Annotated in this window: 24 protein-coding genes; 1 reads left to right on the forward strand and 23 read right to left on the reverse strand. The window is 65.6% G+C overall.

Annotated features, from left to right (window positions below):
- Positions 1 to 76 precede the first annotated feature (76 nt).
- From rplO to rpsJ, 21 genes are all read right to left on the reverse strand, one after another.
- Entirely contained in the window at positions 77 to 523 is a 447-nt protein-coding gene (rplO, locus tag OPF83_RS12945) for a 50S ribosomal protein L15 (protein ID WP_264887877.1), read from the reverse strand.
- Positions 524 to 525: 2 nt separating this feature from the next.
- Positions 526 to 708 (reverse strand): 50S ribosomal protein L30, encoded by a 183-nt coding sequence (gene rpmD, locus OPF83_RS12950; RefSeq protein ID WP_007628098.1) that lies wholly within the window; start codon positions 706 to 708, stop codon positions 526 to 528.
- Between the two features lie 2 nt (positions 709 to 710).
- On the reverse strand, positions 711 to 1,367 hold the full coding sequence (rpsE, locus tag OPF83_RS12955; RefSeq protein ID WP_264887878.1) for a 30S ribosomal protein S5: 657 nt from the start codon (positions 1,365 to 1,367) through the stop codon (positions 711 to 713).
- 43 nt (positions 1,368 to 1,410) lie between these two features.
- Positions 1,411 to 1,806 (reverse strand): 50S ribosomal protein L18, encoded by a 396-nt coding sequence (gene rplR / locus OPF83_RS12960; RefSeq protein ID WP_264887879.1) that lies wholly within the window; start codon positions 1,804 to 1,806, stop codon positions 1,411 to 1,413.
- Between the two features lie 2 nt (positions 1,807 to 1,808).
- The gene (rplF, locus tag OPF83_RS12965; protein ID WP_264887881.1) at positions 1,809 to 2,345 is read right to left on the reverse strand and encodes a 50S ribosomal protein L6; all 537 of its coding nucleotides are present in this window, start codon (positions 2,343 to 2,345) and stop codon (positions 1,809 to 1,811) included.
- An 11-nt stretch (positions 2,346 to 2,356) separates the two neighbouring features.
- Positions 2,357 to 2,755, reverse strand: coding sequence for a 30S ribosomal protein S8 (rpsH, locus tag OPF83_RS12970; RefSeq protein ID WP_264887882.1), 399 nt, complete (start codon positions 2,753 to 2,755; stop codon positions 2,357 to 2,359).
- Between the two features lie 263 nt (positions 2,756 to 3,018).
- The gene (rplE, locus tag OPF83_RS12975) at positions 3,019 to 3,591 is read right to left on the reverse strand and encodes a 50S ribosomal protein L5 (RefSeq protein ID WP_264887883.1); all 573 of its coding nucleotides are present in this window, start codon (positions 3,589 to 3,591) and stop codon (positions 3,019 to 3,021) included.
- Between the two features lie 2 nt (positions 3,592 to 3,593).
- Positions 3,594 to 3,908 (reverse strand): 50S ribosomal protein L24, encoded by a 315-nt coding sequence (rplX, locus tag OPF83_RS12980; protein ID WP_264887884.1) that lies wholly within the window; start codon positions 3,906 to 3,908, stop codon positions 3,594 to 3,596.
- 1 nt (position 3,909) lies between these two features.
- Positions 3,910 to 4,278, reverse strand: a complete 369-nt coding sequence (rplN, locus tag OPF83_RS12985; RefSeq protein WP_264887886.1) for a 50S ribosomal protein L14 — start codon at positions 4,276 to 4,278, stop codon at positions 3,910 to 3,912.
- A gap of 142 nt (positions 4,279 to 4,420) precedes the next feature.
- Positions 4,421 to 5,902, reverse strand: a complete 1,482-nt coding sequence (locus OPF83_RS12990) for an alpha/beta hydrolase family protein (RefSeq protein WP_264887887.1) — start codon at positions 5,900 to 5,902, stop codon at positions 4,421 to 4,423.
- Between the two features lie 171 nt (positions 5,903 to 6,073).
- The gene (gene rpsQ / locus OPF83_RS12995; RefSeq protein WP_264887888.1) at positions 6,074 to 6,349 is read right to left on the reverse strand and encodes a 30S ribosomal protein S17; all 276 of its coding nucleotides are present in this window, start codon (positions 6,347 to 6,349) and stop codon (positions 6,074 to 6,076) included.
- A 17-nt stretch (positions 6,350 to 6,366) separates the two neighbouring features.
- A complete protein-coding gene (gene rpmC, locus OPF83_RS13000; protein WP_010541176.1) occupies positions 6,367 to 6,597 on the reverse strand; it encodes a 50S ribosomal protein L29 in 231 nt (76 codons plus the stop codon).
- Positions 6,597 to 7,013 carry a 50S ribosomal protein L16 gene (rplP, locus tag OPF83_RS13005; protein ID WP_010541175.1) on the reverse strand — a complete coding sequence of 139 codons (417 nt, stop codon included), beginning with the start codon at positions 7,011 to 7,013 and terminating at the stop codon, positions 6,597 to 6,599. The genes rpmC and rplP overlap by 1 nt, the downstream gene beginning before the upstream one ends.
- A 2-nt stretch (positions 7,014 to 7,015) precedes the next feature.
- Positions 7,016 to 7,834 (reverse strand): 30S ribosomal protein S3, encoded by an 819-nt coding sequence (rpsC, locus tag OPF83_RS13010; protein ID WP_264887891.1) that lies wholly within the window; start codon positions 7,832 to 7,834, stop codon positions 7,016 to 7,018.
- The gene (gene rplV / locus OPF83_RS13015) at positions 7,835 to 8,263 is read right to left on the reverse strand and encodes a 50S ribosomal protein L22 (RefSeq protein WP_264887892.1); all 429 of its coding nucleotides are present in this window, start codon (positions 8,261 to 8,263) and stop codon (positions 7,835 to 7,837) included.
- Complete coding sequence (gene rpsS / locus OPF83_RS13020) at positions 8,260 to 8,541, reverse strand: 30S ribosomal protein S19 (protein ID WP_017838195.1); 282 nt, start codon at positions 8,539 to 8,541, stop codon at positions 8,260 to 8,262. The genes rplV and rpsS overlap by 4 nt, the downstream gene beginning before the upstream one ends.
- Before the next feature lie 14 nt (positions 8,542 to 8,555).
- Positions 8,556 to 9,392, reverse strand: coding sequence for a 50S ribosomal protein L2 (gene rplB, locus OPF83_RS13025; RefSeq protein ID WP_264887896.1), 837 nt, complete (start codon positions 9,390 to 9,392; stop codon positions 8,556 to 8,558).
- A gap of 31 nt (positions 9,393 to 9,423) precedes the next feature.
- On the reverse strand, positions 9,424 to 9,726 hold the full coding sequence (rplW, locus tag OPF83_RS13030) for a 50S ribosomal protein L23 (RefSeq protein ID WP_264887898.1): 303 nt from the start codon (positions 9,724 to 9,726) through the stop codon (positions 9,424 to 9,426).
- Entirely contained in the window at positions 9,723 to 10,412 is a 690-nt protein-coding gene (gene rplD / locus OPF83_RS13035) for a 50S ribosomal protein L4 (RefSeq protein WP_264887900.1), read from the reverse strand. Before rplD ends, rplW begins: the two co-directional genes overlap by 4 nt.
- The gene (gene rplC / locus OPF83_RS13040; protein WP_264887902.1) at positions 10,409 to 11,074 is read right to left on the reverse strand and encodes a 50S ribosomal protein L3; all 666 of its coding nucleotides are present in this window, start codon (positions 11,072 to 11,074) and stop codon (positions 10,409 to 10,411) included. Before rplC ends, rplD begins: the two co-directional genes overlap by 4 nt.
- A gap of 52 nt (positions 11,075 to 11,126) precedes the next feature.
- Positions 11,127 to 11,432, reverse strand: coding sequence for a 30S ribosomal protein S10 (gene rpsJ / locus OPF83_RS13045; RefSeq protein ID WP_003938093.1), 306 nt, complete (start codon positions 11,430 to 11,432; stop codon positions 11,127 to 11,129).
- A 614-nt stretch (positions 11,433 to 12,046) separates the two neighbouring features.
- On the opposite strand from rpsJ, the gene OPF83_RS13050 reads away from it, so the two are divergent.
- A complete protein-coding gene (locus OPF83_RS13050) occupies positions 12,047 to 12,319 on the forward strand; it encodes a hypothetical protein (protein ID WP_264887919.1) in 273 nt (90 codons plus the stop codon).
- 240 nt (positions 12,320 to 12,559) lie between these two features.
- On the opposite strand, the gene tuf is transcribed toward OPF83_RS13050, so the two are convergent.
- A complete protein-coding gene (tuf, locus tag OPF83_RS13055) occupies positions 12,560 to 13,750 on the reverse strand; it encodes an elongation factor Tu (RefSeq protein WP_264887920.1) in 1,191 nt (396 codons plus the stop codon).
- 171 nt (positions 13,751 to 13,921) lie between these two features.
- Positions 13,922 to 16,033: an elongation factor G gene (gene fusA, locus OPF83_RS13060; protein ID WP_264887921.1), complete on the reverse strand. Its 2,112-nt coding sequence runs from the start codon at positions 16,031 to 16,033 to the stop codon at positions 13,922 to 13,924.
- Positions 16,034 to 16,091: the final 58 nt, after the last annotated feature.

Raw genomic sequence — 16,091 nt, forward strand, 5'->3', positions numbered from 1 at the left:
GCAGGGGCCGGATTCGAGAGTCTCGAACCCAACCCCTGCGCCCGTCAGTGGTCCTTCGACAGGACCGGTCGGGGAATCAGGCCCCGGCCTCCGACACGCTTCCGCCGGCAGCCTCGATCTTGCTCTTGGCCGACGCGGACACCTTGTCGACGGACACGGTCACGGCCACGGAGATCTCTCCGTTGCCGAGAACCTTGACCGGCTGGTTCTTTCGAACGGCACCGGCGGCGACGAGCTCGGCGACACCGACCTCTCCGCCCTTCGGGAAGAGCCGCTCGATATCGGCCACGTTGACGACCTGGAAGACGACCTTGTTGCGGTTCTTGAAGCCCTTGAGCTTCGGGAGCCGCATGTGGATCGGCATCTGCCCGCCCTCGAACCCGGCGGGGACGTTCTTTCGTGCCTTCGTACCCTTGGTACCGCGACCGGCGGTCTTACCCTTGGAAGCCTCACCGCGACCAACGCGGGTCTTCTCGGTGTGGGCGCCGGGTGCCGGGCGCAGGTGGTGCAACTTGATGGTCATGCTCACTCCGTCTCTTCGACCACGACGAGGTGGTTCACGACGTTGATGAGACCCCGGGTCTGCGCATTGTCCTCACGCACAACCGACTTCCGGATGCCCTTCAGGCCGAGGGTGCGCAGGGAGTCCCGCTGGTTCTTCTTGGTCCCGACGGTCCCACGGACCTGGGTGATCTTGAGGTTAGCCATGATCAGGCCCCCTGTCCGGCACGCGCGCGGAGCATGCCCGCGGGAGCGACGTCCTCGATGGGCAGGCCGCGACGAGCCGCGACCTCCTCCGGACGGTGCAGACCCTTGAGCGCGGCCACGGTCGCGTGAACGACGTTGATGGCGTTGTCCGAGCCCAGCGACTTGCAGAGGATGTCGCTGACGCCGGCGCACTCCAGCACCGCGCGAGCGGCACCGCCGGCGATCACACCGGTACCGGGCGAGGCCGGACGGAGCATGACGACACCGGCGGCCTCCTCGCCCTGGATCGGGTGAGGAATCGTGGTACCGATCAGCGGAACGCGGAAGAAGTTCTTACGGGCCTCCTCGGCGCCCTTCTGGATCGCTGCGGGCACCTCCTTGGCCTTGCCGTAGCCGACGCCGACCAGACCGTTGCCGTCACCGAGGATCACGAGGGCGGTGAAGCTGAAGCGACGACCACCCTTCACGACCTTGGAGACGCGGTTGATGGTGACGACGCGCTCGATGTACTGCGACTTCTCCTCGTCGCGGCCCCGACGGTCGTCGCGGCCTCGTCCACGGCCGCGGTCGTTGCCGCGCCCCTGGGCGTTGTCGTTGGTGTTCTTGTTGTCTGCGGCGGGCCCGTTGCTTCCGCCGTCACGACGCTGACGTCCCGGCATCAGACGGTCCTTCCATTAGCGGTCAGTGCAGTGGTGTTGATCATCAGAACTCCAGCCCACCCTCGCGGGCGGCGTCGGCGAGCGACGCGATCCGGCCGTGGTACTTGTTGCCACCACGGTCGAACACGACGGAGTCGATGCCAGCGGCCTTCGCACGCTCGGCGACCAGCTGGCCGACCTTGGCGCTGCGGTCCTTCTTGTCGCCCTCGAGGGCACGCACATCGGCCTCAATCGACGAGGCGGCGGCCAGCGTGTGGCCGCTCAGGTCGTCGATGATCTGGACGTGGATGTGGCGCGAGGACCGGTTGACGACCAGCCGCGGACGCTCCGGGGTCCCGGAGACCTTCTTGCGGAGGCGGTAATGGCGCCGGGCACGACCCTCGCGACGAGCGGTCGAGATATCGGTTCCCAGCGGGGAACGCTTCTTGGTGCTGCTCATGATCACTTACCCGTCTTTCCGACCTTGCGACGGACCTGCTCGCCGGCGTAGCGGATGCCCTTACCCTTGTACGGGTCGTGCTTCCGGAGACGCTTGATGTTGGCGGCGATCTGGCCCACCTGCTGCTTGTCGATACCGGAGATCGAGAACTTGGTGGCACCGTCGACGGCGAACGTGATTCCGTCGGGCGCGGTGACCGGCACCGGGTGCGAGTAGCCGAGCGCGAACTCGAGGTCCTTGCCCTTGGCCACGACGCGGTAACCGACGCCGAAGATCTCCATGTCCTGCTTGTAGCCCTCGGTGACGCCGACGACCATGTTGTTGATCAGCGAACGCGAGAGGCCGTGCAGGGCACGGTTGTCGCGGTGATCATCGGGGCGCACGACAGTGAGGACGCCGTCCTCGATCGTCACCGAGATGTCGCCGGGAAGATCCTGGGAGAGCTCGCCCTTGGGACCCTTGACCGTGATGTTCTGGCCGTCGACCTTGATGTCGACGCCGGACGGGACGTTGATCGGAGCCTTGCCGATACGTGACATTTCTCGCCCCCTTACCAGACGTAGGCGAGGACTTCCCCGCCCACCTTCTTGTTGTTCGCCTGACGGTCCGTGAGCAGACCCTGGGAGGTCGAGATGATGGCGACACCCAGGCCACCGAGGACCTTGGGGAGCTCAGTCGACTTGGCGTACACGCGCAGACCCGGCTTGGAGACGCGCTTGATGCCCTGGATGCTCCGCTGGCGTGACGGGCCGTACTTCAGATCGATGGTGAGCTTCTTGCCCACCTCGGCATCGGCGACGGCGTAGTCGGCGATGTAACCCTCCTGCTTGAGGATCGCCGCGATGTTGCCCTTGAGCTTGGAATGCGGCATCGTCACTGACTCGTGGAACGCCGAATTGGCGTTACGCACACGCGTCAGCATGTCCGCGATGGGATCAGTCATCGACATGGATAGACCATGTTCCTTTCTCGTAACGGTTCCCATGCAACACGTCGTACGCACCGGCCTGTGGGCCGGCAGCTGACATCGTGGGCCTATCACGAAGAGTGCGATTGTTCGTTTGTCTGGGTCCCGGGCCCCCGTTGGGATCCCTGGTGTCCCGCCGCTACTGATACTCGGTGTATCAGCGGCGACCAGACGGCTGGGCCGTCTGCCCACCGTCATGGAACGTTACGTGCCATGACGGGGACGGCCGGTCCGGCCTGGAGGTGTCAGTCCTCCTTGAAGGGGAAGCCGAGCTGCTTCAGCAGAGCGCGGCCCTCTTCGTCGTTGGTCGCCGTGGTGACGACCGTGATGTCCATACCCCGCGGGCGGTCGACCTTGTCGACGTCGATCTCGTAGAACATGGTCTGCTCGTTGAGGCCGAACGTGTAGTTGCCGTGACCGTCGAACTGCTTGCCCGAGAGTCCGCGGAAGTCGCGGATACGGGGCAGGGCGACGGTGGTCAGGCGGTCGAGGAACTCCCACATGCGGTCGCCACGGAGGGTGACGCGCGCACCAATGGGCATGCCCTCACGAAGCTTGAACTGCGCGATCGACTTGCGGGCACGACGGACCTCGGGCTTCTGACCGGTGATCAGGGTGAGGTCGTTGATCGCACCGTTGATCAGCTTGGCATCGCGGGCGGCGTCGCCGACGCCCATGTTCACGACGACCTTGACGACACCGGGGATCTGCATGACGTTCTCGTACTCGAACGTCTCGTTGAGAGCCGGCTTGATGTCGTTGCGGTACTTGGCCTTGAGGCGCGGGGTGTAACCAGCGGGAAGAGTGGTCTCAGTCATGGTCACAGGTCCTTCCCGGTCTTGCGCGAGACACGGACGCGCTTGCCGTTCTCGTCGGTGCGGATCCCGACACGGGTCGGGTTGCCGTCAGCATCCACGACCATCACGTTGGACACGTCGATCGGAGCCTCCTGGGTGACGATGCCACCGGAGGAGGCGCCGCGCTCGGCAGCGGAGTTGGCGGTGTGCTTCTTGATGCGGTTGACGCCCTCGACGAGGACCTTGCCCTGCGCCGGGTAGGCCGTGATGACCTTGCCCTTGGCGCCCTTGTCCTTGCCCGAGATGACGAGGACCGTGTCGCCCTTGTGAACCTTCATGTCAGAGCACCTCCGGAGCCAGCGAGACGATGCGCATGAACTTCTTGTCGCGCAGCTCGCGGCCGACCGGCCCGAAGATGCGCGTGCCACGCGGATCGTTGTCGTTCTTGATGATGACGGCGGCGTTCTCGTCGAACTTGATGTACGACCCGTCCGGGCGACGGCGCTCCTTCTTGGTGCGCACGATGACGGCCTTGACGACCTCACCCTTCTTGACGTTGCCACCGGGGATGGCATCTTTCACGGTCGCGACGATGATGTCACCGACGCCCGCGTAGCGACGCTTCGATCCACCGAGAACGCGGATGCAGAGAATCTCCTTGGCACCCGTGTTGTCGGCGATCTTCAGTCGCGACTCCTGCTGGATCATGGTTCTCCTGACCAGGTCTGTTCAATGTGTGCCGGATACCGACCCGTCACACGCGGTCACGCCGCCGGGGCGAGACGGAGTCCGCGCGCACCAGGCAACTGGTCCAGTGTAGGGTGCTGGTCCCCGTCAGCCCAAATCCCGGCTAGCTACCAGACGAATCCGAGCCTGTCGCAGACGGCAGCCCGGCCGACCCGGACGATCCGGCGGAGAGACCACTCCCCGACGACCCGGACGAACCGGCCGACCCCAGGGATCCATCAGCGACTGCTCCGTCACCCGCCAGGCGATTCCGGGCCACCTTCCCGTTCGGCACCGCCGGAGCCAGACCGGACAGGACATGCTCCATCGCAGGACGCATCTCGGGAACGAACACCGGCCAGTTGTGGATCCCGTGCGACACGTAGTTCAACCGGAGATCGACACCGGGCACGGTCGCGAGAGCGGCCTCGAGTCGCCGGGTGCTCTCGTAGGAGCCCTTCTCGAGCACGTGTCCGTCGACGAGGAGCATCGAGTCGCTGCCAAAGTACCCCAGTTCTGTAGAGCCGACGAGCCCGTTCGCCGCGCTCAGATACACGCTCTTTCCCGCCAGCCCGGACGGATCGGCCGTCGTGTCGTGTTCGCGCCACTCCTGGGATCCGCGCGGGCCCCACATCTTCGTCACGTCACCGCCTCGAGCGTCCGTGGTCAACCGGGCGTACTGGTAACCGAGTTCATCGAGCGTGGAGTACGCGCCACTGATGCCGCCCGCGGCATCGAACATCTCGGGGTAGCGATTCGTCAGGTGCAGCGCCGATGCCGCACCCATCGACACTCCCATGACCCCCCAGCTGCCGTTGTGGTCCAGCGGTGCCCCGACCTCAGAGTGTCCCTCGTCCAACAGACCCGGGAGTTCGTCGGTGAGGAAGGTCTCCCACTTGTTCGGCCCGAGGACATCATCGTCCTCGACCCAGTCGGACCACATCGACGCCGGAGCACCGGTCGGGACGATCACGTTGACGTTCTGCGATCTGAGCGCCGGGTCTCCCCACCCCATGCCAGTGCTCCACCCGGAGGGGCTCTCGCTTCCGACGCCATCGAGGAAGTAGACGTTCGGTGCATCGAATCCGACGGGTGCGCGGTACACCTCGACGCGCACTTCTCTCTGCATCGACTCGGAGGTGACAGTCCACACCTCTGCGCGCGCATCATCCGGGTTCGTCGAACCCGGGTGCAGGGGCTCGACGGAGACCACGGACGTCGACGTGATTCCGGGATCACGGGTCGCGATCGGCGAGGTCGGGCCTGACGAACTACCGGGACGCGCGAACTCTCCCGAGCCGGCCGCCGCGAGCGTGTTGAGCACCGAGGTCAACTGCACTGAACCGCCCAGCTGGGTCGCGGCCGCGACGCTGAGGGAAGGAATGCCGTAGAGGCTCCCGGGTGGGGTGGACGGGACGATCGATCCACCATTCATCGACCCCGATGTGGAACCGTTCGTCGCGCTTCCAGCGGATCCCTGTGCCGAAGCGCCGGGTGCCACCGCCACGGCAAACGCCATGACCGTCGCCGACGCCACAAGCGCCCGGACGGACCGACGCGGCAGCCTGCCGCCGATCCGCACGCCGGCGGGATTAAAAAACTTCATTAGCACTCCTGTTGTGGTTTCCGCAGCCAAACGAGCCCAGAGTACTTCTACATCTGTCCAATTCGGCAATTCAGTTACTGCGCACCCGCGACGCGCCCGACCAGACGCAGGCCGGCCCGGTCCCGACGTGAATCGGGACCGGGCCGGTCTGTGTTATCTGATGGGACGGGCTTACTTCGCCCGCTCCAGCACCTCGACGAGGCGGTAACGCTTGCTGGCCGACAGCGGGCGGGTCTCCATGATCCGCACGCGGTCGCCGACGCCGGCGTCGTTCGACTCGTCATGGGCCTTGACACGCTCGGTGCGGCGCATGATCTTGCCGTAGAGGGAGTGCTTCACGCGGTCCTCGAGTTCGACGACGATGGTCTTCTCCATCTTGTCGGACACGACGTAACCGATGCGCACCTTACGGCTGTTGCGCTCCGTGTTCTCGCCTGACTCAGTCACAGCAGTTTCCTTGTCACTCACTTGGCATCACCCGGCGCCGCCGACAGCCCGAGCTCGCGCTCGCGGATGACGGTGTAGATGCGCGCGATGTCGTGACGAACGACCCGCAGGCGACGGTTGTTGGTCAGCTGACCGGTGGCCATCTGGAAGCGCAGGTTGAACAGCTCTTCCTTGGCCTCGCGAAGTCGCGCGGTCAGCGCATCGGCGTCGAGCTCGCGCAGCTCGGGGGCGGTGATTCCACTTGCCATCAGAACTGCTCCTCCCGGGTGACGATGCGGGTCTTACACGGGAGCTTGTGCTGCGCGCGACGCAGGGCCTCGCGAGCGGTCTCCTCGTTCGGGTACGACATCTCGAAGAGGATGCGTCCCGGCTTGACGTTGGCGACCCACCACTCGACGGATCCCTTACCGGAACCCATTCGGACCTCGGCGGGCTTCTTCGTCAGCGGACGGTCCGGGTAGATGTTGATCCAGACCTTGCCACCACGCTTGATGTGGCGGTTGATCGCGATACGAGCGGACTCGATCTGACGGTTAGTGACGTAGGCCGGCTCGAGAGCCTGGATGCCGTAGTCACCAAACGTCACCTTGGTGCCGCCCTTCGCCCCGCCCTTACGACCGGGGTGGTGCTGCTTGCGGTGCTTGACGCGCTTGGGGATCAGCACGGTCAGGCCTCCTTGTTATCTGCGGGCGCCTCGGCCTGAGAAGTGGAGCCGGCGCGGCCGGTCTCCGTGCTCGTGGCCGTGGTGCCCTGGGCGCCGGAACGGCGCGGACGGCCGGCCCCACGCTCACGGCGCGGGCCACGGTCGCCACCACCGCGGTTGCTGGACTGGGCGTACTGGTCGGACTCGCGACGGCCGCCGACCACGTCACCCTTGTAGATCCACACCTTGACGCCGATGCGACCGAAGGTCGTCTTGGCCTCGTAGGTGCCGTAGTCGATCTCGGCACGCAGGGTGTGGAGCGGGACGCGTCCCTCGTGGTAGCGCTCGGAACGCGACATCTCGGCACCGCCGAGACGACCCGAGCAGACCACCTTGATGCCCTTGACCTGCGGCTGACGCATCGCCGACTGAATGCCCTTACGCATCGCGCGGCGGAACGCCACGCGGTTCGAGAGCTGCTCGGCGATACCCTGCGCGACGAGCTGGGCATCGGCCTCGGTGTTCTTGATCTCGAGGATGTTGAGGTGGACCTGCTTCCCGGTGAGCTTCTCCAGCTCGCCACGAAGACGGTCGGCCTCGGCACCACGACGACCGATCACGATGCCCGGACGGGCGGTGTGGATGTCGACGTGGACCCGGTCACGGGTACGCGAGATATCCACACCGGAGATCCCGGCGCGCTCCATGCCCTTCGACAGGAGCTGACGGATCTTGATGTCCTCGGCGACGTAGTCCGCGTACTGCTTGTCGGCATACCACTTGGACGTCCAGTCCGAGGTGATGCCGAGACGGAAGCCATGCGGCTGAATCTTCTGTCCCATTTAGCGGGCACCTCCCTGGTTACGACGTCCCCGGCCGGCTCCGGCCTTCTCTGGCACGCTGGTCACCTCGACGGTGATGTGGCTCGTGCGCTTGCGGATGCGGAACGCACGACCCTGGGCACGCGGCTGGAACCGCTTCAGGGTCGGGCCCTCATCGGCGTACGCCGTGGTCACGACCAGGGTCCGGGGATCGAGGTCGAGGTTGTTCTCGGCGTTCGCGATCGCGGAGGCCAGGACCTTCGCGACCGGCTCGCTGGCGGCCTGCGGGGCGAACCGCAGGATGTTCAGCGCGTCGGCAGCGTCCTTGCCGCGGATCAGGTCGATCACGCGACGCGCCTTCATGGGCGTGACGCGCACGAACTTGGCGGTGGCACGCGCGGAGAGCTTCTGCTCCGTGCCTGCGGCGTTCTTGTCAGTATCAGTGCTCATCGACGCTTACTCTTTCGGTCGTCCTTGATGTGCCCCTTGAACGTGCGCGTCGGCGCGAACTCGCCGAGCTTGTGACCCACCATCGAGTCGGACACAAACACGGGCACATGCTTCCGGCCGTCATGAACGGCGAAGGTGTGGCCGATGAAATCGGGCAGGATCGTCGAGCGACGCGACCAGGTCTTGATGACCTGATGGGTGCCCTTGTCGTTCTGCGCGTCCACCTTCGCGAGGAGGTGTTCGTCGACGAACGGACCCTTCTTGAGACTACGAGGCATCCTAGTTTCCCTCCTTAGCGCTTCTTACCGGTGCGACGGCGACGGACGATCATGCTGTCACTCGCCTTCTTGGGCTTACGGGTCCGGCCCTCGGGCTGGCCCCAGGGGCTGACGGGGTGACGTCCACCGGACGTCTTGCCCTCGCCACCACCGTGCGGGTGGTCGATCGGGTTCATGACCACGCCACGGACGGTCGGGCGAACACCCTTCCACCGCATACGGCCGGCCTTACCCCAGTTGATGTTGATCTGCTCGGCGTTGCCGACCTCGCCGATCGTCGCCCGGCAACGGACGTCGACGCGACGGATCTCGCCGGAGGGCATACGCAGGGTGGCGTAGGCGCCCTCCTTGCCGAGCAGCTGGATTCCGGCGCCGGCCGCACGGGCCATTTTGGCGCCGCCACCGGGCCGCAGCTCCACCGCGTGCACGACGGTGCCGGCGGGGATGTTGCGGAGCGGCAGGTTGTTGCCAACCTTGATGTCGGAGTTCGGGCCCGACTCGACCTTCATGCCCTGCTTGAGGTTGCGCGGGGCCAAGATGTACCGCTTCTCGCCGTCTGCGTAGTGGAGCAGCGCGATGTTGGCGGTGCGGTTCGGGTCGTACTCGATGTGAGCGACGGTGGCGAGCACGCCGTCCTTGTCATTGCGACGGAAGTCGATGACACGGTACTGACGCTTGTGTCCACCGCCCTTGTGGCGGGTGGTGATACGGCCGTGGCCGTTACGGCCGCCCGACTTGCTCAGCGGGCGGAGCAGCGACTTCTCGGGCGTCGAGCGGGTGATCTCGGCGAAGTCCGAGACGCTCGAGCCGCGACGACCGGGAGTCGTGGGCTTGTACTTGCGGATAGCCATGAGGTTCTCTCGTCCTTAACTCTTCCCGCCCTCAGGCGGTCAGACCCGGGATCTCGATGGGCTTGCTGTCGGCCGCGAGGGTCACGATGGCGCGCTTGGTGCTCTTGCGCTGTCCGAACCCGGTGCGGGTGCGCTTGCGCTTGCCCTTACGGTTAGCGGTGTTCACGGACTCGACCGTGACGCCGAAGATCTCCTGGATGGCGATCTTGATCTGCGTCTTGTTGGAATCCGGAGCCACCAGGAACGTGTACACGCCCTGCTCGAGCAGGCCGTAGGCCTTCTCGGAGACGACCGGGGCGATGATCACGTCCCGGGGATCGGCGACTGTGCTCACTTGTCGGCCTCCTTCGCTGCCTTGCCGGCGAGGGAACGGCCCGCCTGCGCTACGAACGCGTCCAGGGTCTCGACGGTGAACACGACGTCGTCCGCATTGAGGACGTCGTAGGTGTTCAGCTGATCCGGAGCGATCGGGTGGACGTTGTCGAGGTTGGCAACCGAACGCCACGCGGCGACGTCCTCGCGGCCAACGACGACCAGGAACTTCTTGCGGTCCGACAGCGACGCGAGGAAGTCACGCACACCGGAGGTCGACGGGGTCTGACCCTCGATGAACTCGGTGACGACGTGCAAGCGCTCGCTCGCGACCCGGTCGGAGAGGGCTCCCCGCAGCGCGGCGGCCTTCATCTTCTTGGGGGTGCGCTGCGAGTAGTCGCGCGGCTTCGGGCCGTGGACGGTGCCACCACCGGTGTAAGCGGGGGCGCGGGTCGAGCCCTGACGTGCACGACCGGTGCCCTTCTGGCGGAACGGCTTACGGCCACCGCCGCTCACCTCGCCACGGGTCTTGGTCGAGTGGGTGCCCTGGCGCGCGGCGGCCAGCTGGGCCACGACGACCTGGTGCATCAGCGACAGATTGGGCTCGACGCCGAAGATCTCGGCGGGGAGCTCGACAGCGCCGTCGGTCTTGCCGGCCGGCGTACGGACGTCGAGCTTGAGGTTCACGGTGTTCTCCGTGGTGGTCATGCGCGCGCACCGCCCTTCACTGCGGAACGGACCATCACGAGGCCGCCGTTGCGACCGGGGATGGCTCCCTTGATGAGGAGGACGCCGGCCTCGGCGTCGACCTTGTGGACCTTGAGATTCATGGTCGTGACGCGCTCGTTACCCATACGTCCGGCCATCTTCTTCCCACGGAAGACGCGACCCGGGGTGGACGCGCCACCGATCGAGCCGGGACGACGGTGCACGGCCTGGGTACCGTGCGAGGCGCCCTGACCGGCGAAGCCGTGGCGCTTCATGGTTCCCGCGAAGCCCTTGCCCTTGGAGGTGCCCGTGACGTCGACGAAAGCGCCGTCGGAGAACACGTCCGCGCCGATCTCCTGGCCGATCTCGAAGCCGGCAGCCTGCTCGGCGTTGTCGAGTCGGATCTCGGCGACGTGACGGCGGGGCGTGACCCCGGCCTTCTCGAACTGACCCGTGACCGGCTTGGTCACCTTGCGGGGGTCGATCGCGCCGAACGCGATCTGGACGGCGTTGTAGCCGTCGGTCTCTTCGGTACGGATCCCGGTGACAACGCACGGCCCGGCCTTGACGACGGTCACCGGGACCACCCGGTTGTTCTCGTCGAAGACCTGGGTCATGCCGAGCTTGGCGCCCAGGATTCCCTTGATCTCGGTGTTACTCATCTGTTTACTGTCTCCGCTGCACGTTGCTTGCTGACCGCTACGCGGTCGGAGGTCACTGGATGTTGACGTCGACGCTGGCAGGCAGGTCGATGCGCATGAGCGCGTCCACGGTCTTGGGCGTGGGGTCGAGGATGTCGATCAGCCGCTTGTGGGTACGCATCTCGAAGTGCTCGCGCGAATCCTTGTACTTGTGCGGCGAGCGGATGACGCAGTAGACGTTCTTCTCGGTGGGCAACGGCACCGGGCCGACGACGCGCGCGCCGGTACGGGTAACCGTCTCGACGATCTTGCGGGCCGAGGCGTCGATGGCCTCGTGGTCGTAGGCCTTGAGCCGGATGCGGATCTTTTGTCCCGCCACTTCGTCCTCTTCTCCTCCCGCCCGTGAAGGCGGCTGTCGTGAGCGCCCTCGCCTGGCGGGGACACTGCTGTGTTCGCTTGTCATTCGTGACACCGTCCGACCGTCAACTACCCGGTCTCGTGCATCGGTGCCCGTCGTGGAGGACCCCGCTCGCGCGTCCGCAGACGTAACACAGTACGAAGACCCCAGAGGACGGAGTGCCTCACCTCGCCCGGGGCGATGGTGACGGCGGACCGATCCGCTGCCGCTGTTGATGTGTCACGATGCGTCCACGCGGTCGGGCGTGTCGCCCTCCCACTTTTCCAGCGGATGATTTCTCACCCGCTTCGATCGTGCTCGCCCGACCAACCCGACTCTTTGCACACGTACGATGTACACGTGTTCAAGCGCCGCCTTGTCCGGGCAACTCGACCAGTATGCCGGACGAGACCCGAGGAAGCAAAATCGACTGGATCACATCGCTCGCGCCGTCACAGTGGCATGAGCTCCGCTTGGGTAGCGGCGACTCAGATAGAAGGTGCGGTCGTGGCTTCCGGGTCGACCGGAGTCCGGCCGGACCGGCAAGTGGCAGGCCCACGCCCCCGCCACGGACGAGAAAACGGAGGGCTTCACTGATGAACAACCGGCGCGAACCGCGTGACCCCGTCGCCTACAAGAAGGAACGCCGCCAAGCTGTGCTCCGCCATCACCCGGACGCGGGCGGGGATCCGGACGAGTTGTTGAAAGCCCTCGAGGAGGTCGACCGCCGCCACGGCGTGCTCGGGCCCGATCGCGATGACAATCCGGTCTCGGCAGAGCAGGTCGCCGCCGTCGCCGTGACGGCACTCGCCGGCGCAGCGGCCATCGGACTGTCTGTTGCCATGAGCCTCTTCGGACGCCGGCGTTGACGCTGGCGCCGGCGTTGACGCTGGCGCCGGCGTTGACACAGACACTGGCACTGGCACTGGCACTGGCTCTCACGGTGCCTTAAGCAGTCGTTCCCGGAGCCGCCACCTCAGTCCTCAGCGACGCCATGGCCGCTTCCAGCTTTCACACGGAAACACGAGAAGGGGCGTCCCACCTCGCGGTGGGACCCCCTTCTCTCCTGGCCTGGCACAGTGTGCCGGACCGGTGAGGTCAGATCGCGATCACTTGATGATCTTGGTGACCTGTCCGGCGCCGACGGTGCGGCCACCCTCGCGGATCGCGAAGCGGAGGCCCTCGTCCATGGCGACCGGCTGGATGAGCTCGACGCTCATCTCGGTGTTGTCGCCCGGCATGACCATCTCGGTGCCCTCGGGGAGGGTCACGACGCCGGTCACGTCCGTGGTACGGAAGTAGAACTGCGGACGGTAGTTGTTGAAGAACGGCGTGTGACGGCCGCCCTCGTCCTTGGACAGGATGTAGGCCTGGCCCTCGAACGAGGTGTGCGGGGTGTAGGCGCCCGGCTTGATGACGACCTGGCCGCGCTCGACGTCCTCACGCTTGAGGCCACGGACCAGCAGACCGACGTTGTCGCCGGCCTCGCCGTAGTCGAGGAGCTTACGGAACATCTCGATGCCCGTGACGGTGGTCTTGGTGGCCTTGTCCTTGATGCCGATGAGCTCGACATCCTCGTTGACGTTGATCTGGCCACGCTCGATACGACCGGTGACGACGGTGCCACGACCGGTGATCGTGAAGACGTCCTCGACCGGCATGAGGAACGGCTTGTCCGTCTCACGCTGCGGGTCCGGGATGGAGTCGTCACAGGCCTGCATGAGCTCCAGGACGGCGTCGACCCACTTCTGATCGCCCTCGAGGGCCTTCAGAGCGGAGATGTGGACGACGGGGGCGTCCTCGTCGAACTCCTGCGAGGCCAGCAGCTCGCGGACCTCCATCTCGACGAGCTCGAGGATCTCCTCGTCGTCGACCATGTCGCACTTGTTCAGGGCGACGAGGATGTAGGGGACGCCGACCTGACGCGCGAGCAGAACGTGCTCACGGGTCTGCGGCATCGGGCCGTCGGTGGCCGCCACGACCAGGATCGCGCCGTCCATCTGGGCGGCACCGGTGATCATGTTCTTGATGTAGTCGGCGTGACCGGGGGCGTCGACGTGCGCGTAGTGACGCTTCTCGGTCTGGTACTCGACGTGGGAGATGTTGATCGTGATACCACGAGCCTTCTCCTCGGGCGCCTTGTCGATCTCGTCGAACGCGAACGAAGCGTTGATATCGGGGTAGGCGTCCGCCAGAACCTTGGTGATGGCCGCGGTCGTGGTGGTCTTGCCATGGTCGACGTGACCGATGGTGCCGATGTTTACGTGCGGCTTCGTCCGCTCGAACTTCGCCTTCGCCACTTGATGTCCTCCTGGACTGGTCTGTCCCCACGTCTGTCGTGGGCACTATTTGTGTGGGATCTGATCTTACTCATCGTGCCGTGAGGCACGAACCGGCGGCCACCCGGAGGTTCGACCGTGCGCCGCCGGCATCGGACCCGTTCCACCCGGGGTGGAACGGGACCATACCGGTTACTCGCCGGTCGCCTTGGCGATGATCTCCTTCGACACACTCGCCGGGACCTCGGCGTAGTGGGAGAAGACCATCGAGTAGTTCGCCCGGCCCTGCGTCTTCGACCGGAGGTCGCCGACGTAGCCGAACATCTCGGACAGCGGGACGTGGGCCTTCACGACGCGGGCGCCGGAGCGCTCCTCCATCGCGCTGACCTGGCCACGCCGGGAGTTGAGGTCGCCGATCACGTCGCCCATGTAGTCCTCGGGCGTGGTGACCTCGACGGACATCAGCGGCTCGAGGATGACGGGCTGGCACTTGCGCGAGGCCTCCTTGAAGGCCATCGAGCCCGCGACCTTGAACGCCATTTCGGACGAGTCGACCTCGTGGTACGCACCGTCGACCAGGGTGGCCTTGACGTTCACCATCGGGTAGCCGGCGAGGATGCCGTACTGCATGGCGTCCTGGATGCCCGCGTCCACAGACGGGATGTACTCCTTGGGCACGCGGCCACCGGTGACCTCGTCGGAGAACATGTAGGTCTCGCCCTCTTCGATCGACGCGTCGTCGAGCGGCTCGAGGCGGATCTGCACCTTGGCGAACTGACCGGAACCACCGGTCTGCTTCTTGTGGGTGTAGTCGTACTTGTCGACCGAGCCCTTGATGGTCTCGCGGTACGCGACCTGCGGCTTGCCGACGTTGGCCTCGACCTTGAACTCGCGCTTCATGCGGTCGACGAGCACGTCGAGATGGAGCTCGCCCATGCCACCGATGACGGTCTGCCCGGTCTCGTCGTCCAGACGGACGGTGAAGGTCGGGTCCTCTTCGGCGAGCTTCTGGATCGCGGTGCCCAGCTTCTCCTGGTCGGCCTTGGTCTTGGGCTCGATGGAAACGTCGATGACCGGGTCCGGGAACGTCATCGACTCGAGGACGACCTGGTCGTTCAGGTCACACAGGGTGTCACCGGTGGTGGTGTCCTTGAGGCCGATGAAGGCGTAAATGTTGCCCGCCACGGCCTCGTCGACCGGGTTCTCCTTGTTGGCGTGCATCTGGAAGAGCTTGCCGACGCGCTCCTTCTTGCCCTTGGTCGAGTTGGCGACCTGGGTGCCCGGCTCGACGCGACCCGAGTACACGCGGACGAAGGTGAGCTTGCCGAAGAACGGGTGGACGGCGATCTTGAACGCCAGCGCCGAGAACGGCTCGTCCTTGGCCGGCTTGCGCAGGATCTCGGTCTCCTCGTCGCCGACCTTGTGGCCGTGCACCTCGCCGATGTCCAGCGGGGTCGGGAGGTAGTCGATGACCGCGTTCAGCATGGGCTGGATGCCCTTGTTCTTGTACGCGGTGCCACAGAGCACGGGGTAGATCTCGGAGTTGACCGTCATCTTACGGATCGCGGCCTTGATCTCCTCGATGGTGAGCTCCTCACCACCGAAGTACTTCTCCATGAGCTCTTCGTCGGACTCGGCGACGGCCTCGAGGAGCTTCTCGCGGTACTCCTCGGCCTTCTCCTGCAGGTCGGCCGGGATCTCCTCGATGGAGGCCGCGGTGCCGATCTCGGTCTTGCCGCGCCAGAAGTGGGCCTTCATCTCGACCAGGTCGACGATGCCGTCGAAGGTGTCCTCGGCGCCGATCGGGAGCTGGAGGACCAACGGCTTCGCACCCAGACGGTCGACGATCGTCGACACGGTGTAGTAGAAGTCCGCGCCCAGCTTGTCCATCTTGTTGACGAAGCAGATGCGGGGGACGTCGTACTTCTCGGCCTGGCGCCAGACCTGCTCGGACTGGGGCTCCACGCCCTCCTTGCCGTCGAAGACCGCGACGGCGCCATCGAGCACGCGCAGCGAGCGCTCGACCTCGACCGTGAAGTCGACGTGGCCCGGGGTGTCGATGATGTTGATCTGGTTGCCCTCCCAGAAGCAGGTGACCGCGGCGGAGGTGATCGTGATGCCGCGCTCCTTCTCCTGCTCCATCCAGTCGGTGGTGGACGCACCGTCGTGCGTCTCGCCGGCCTTGCGGTTGACACCCGTGTAGAACAGGATGCGCTCGGTCGTGGTGGTCTTACCGGCGTCGATGTGCGCCATGATGCCGATGTTGCGGACCTTGTTCAGGTCGGTCAGCACGTCCTGTGCCACGGAATCTCCCCGATCGTGTGAGTCGTCGGTGGCCCGTGCGGTCGGGATGGACCGTTAC

The organism is Dietzia sp. NCCP-2495, from assembly GCF_026011735.1.
In the GTDB taxonomy this organism is placed as follows: Bacteria; Actinomycetota; Actinomycetes; order Mycobacteriales; family Mycobacteriaceae; genus Dietzia.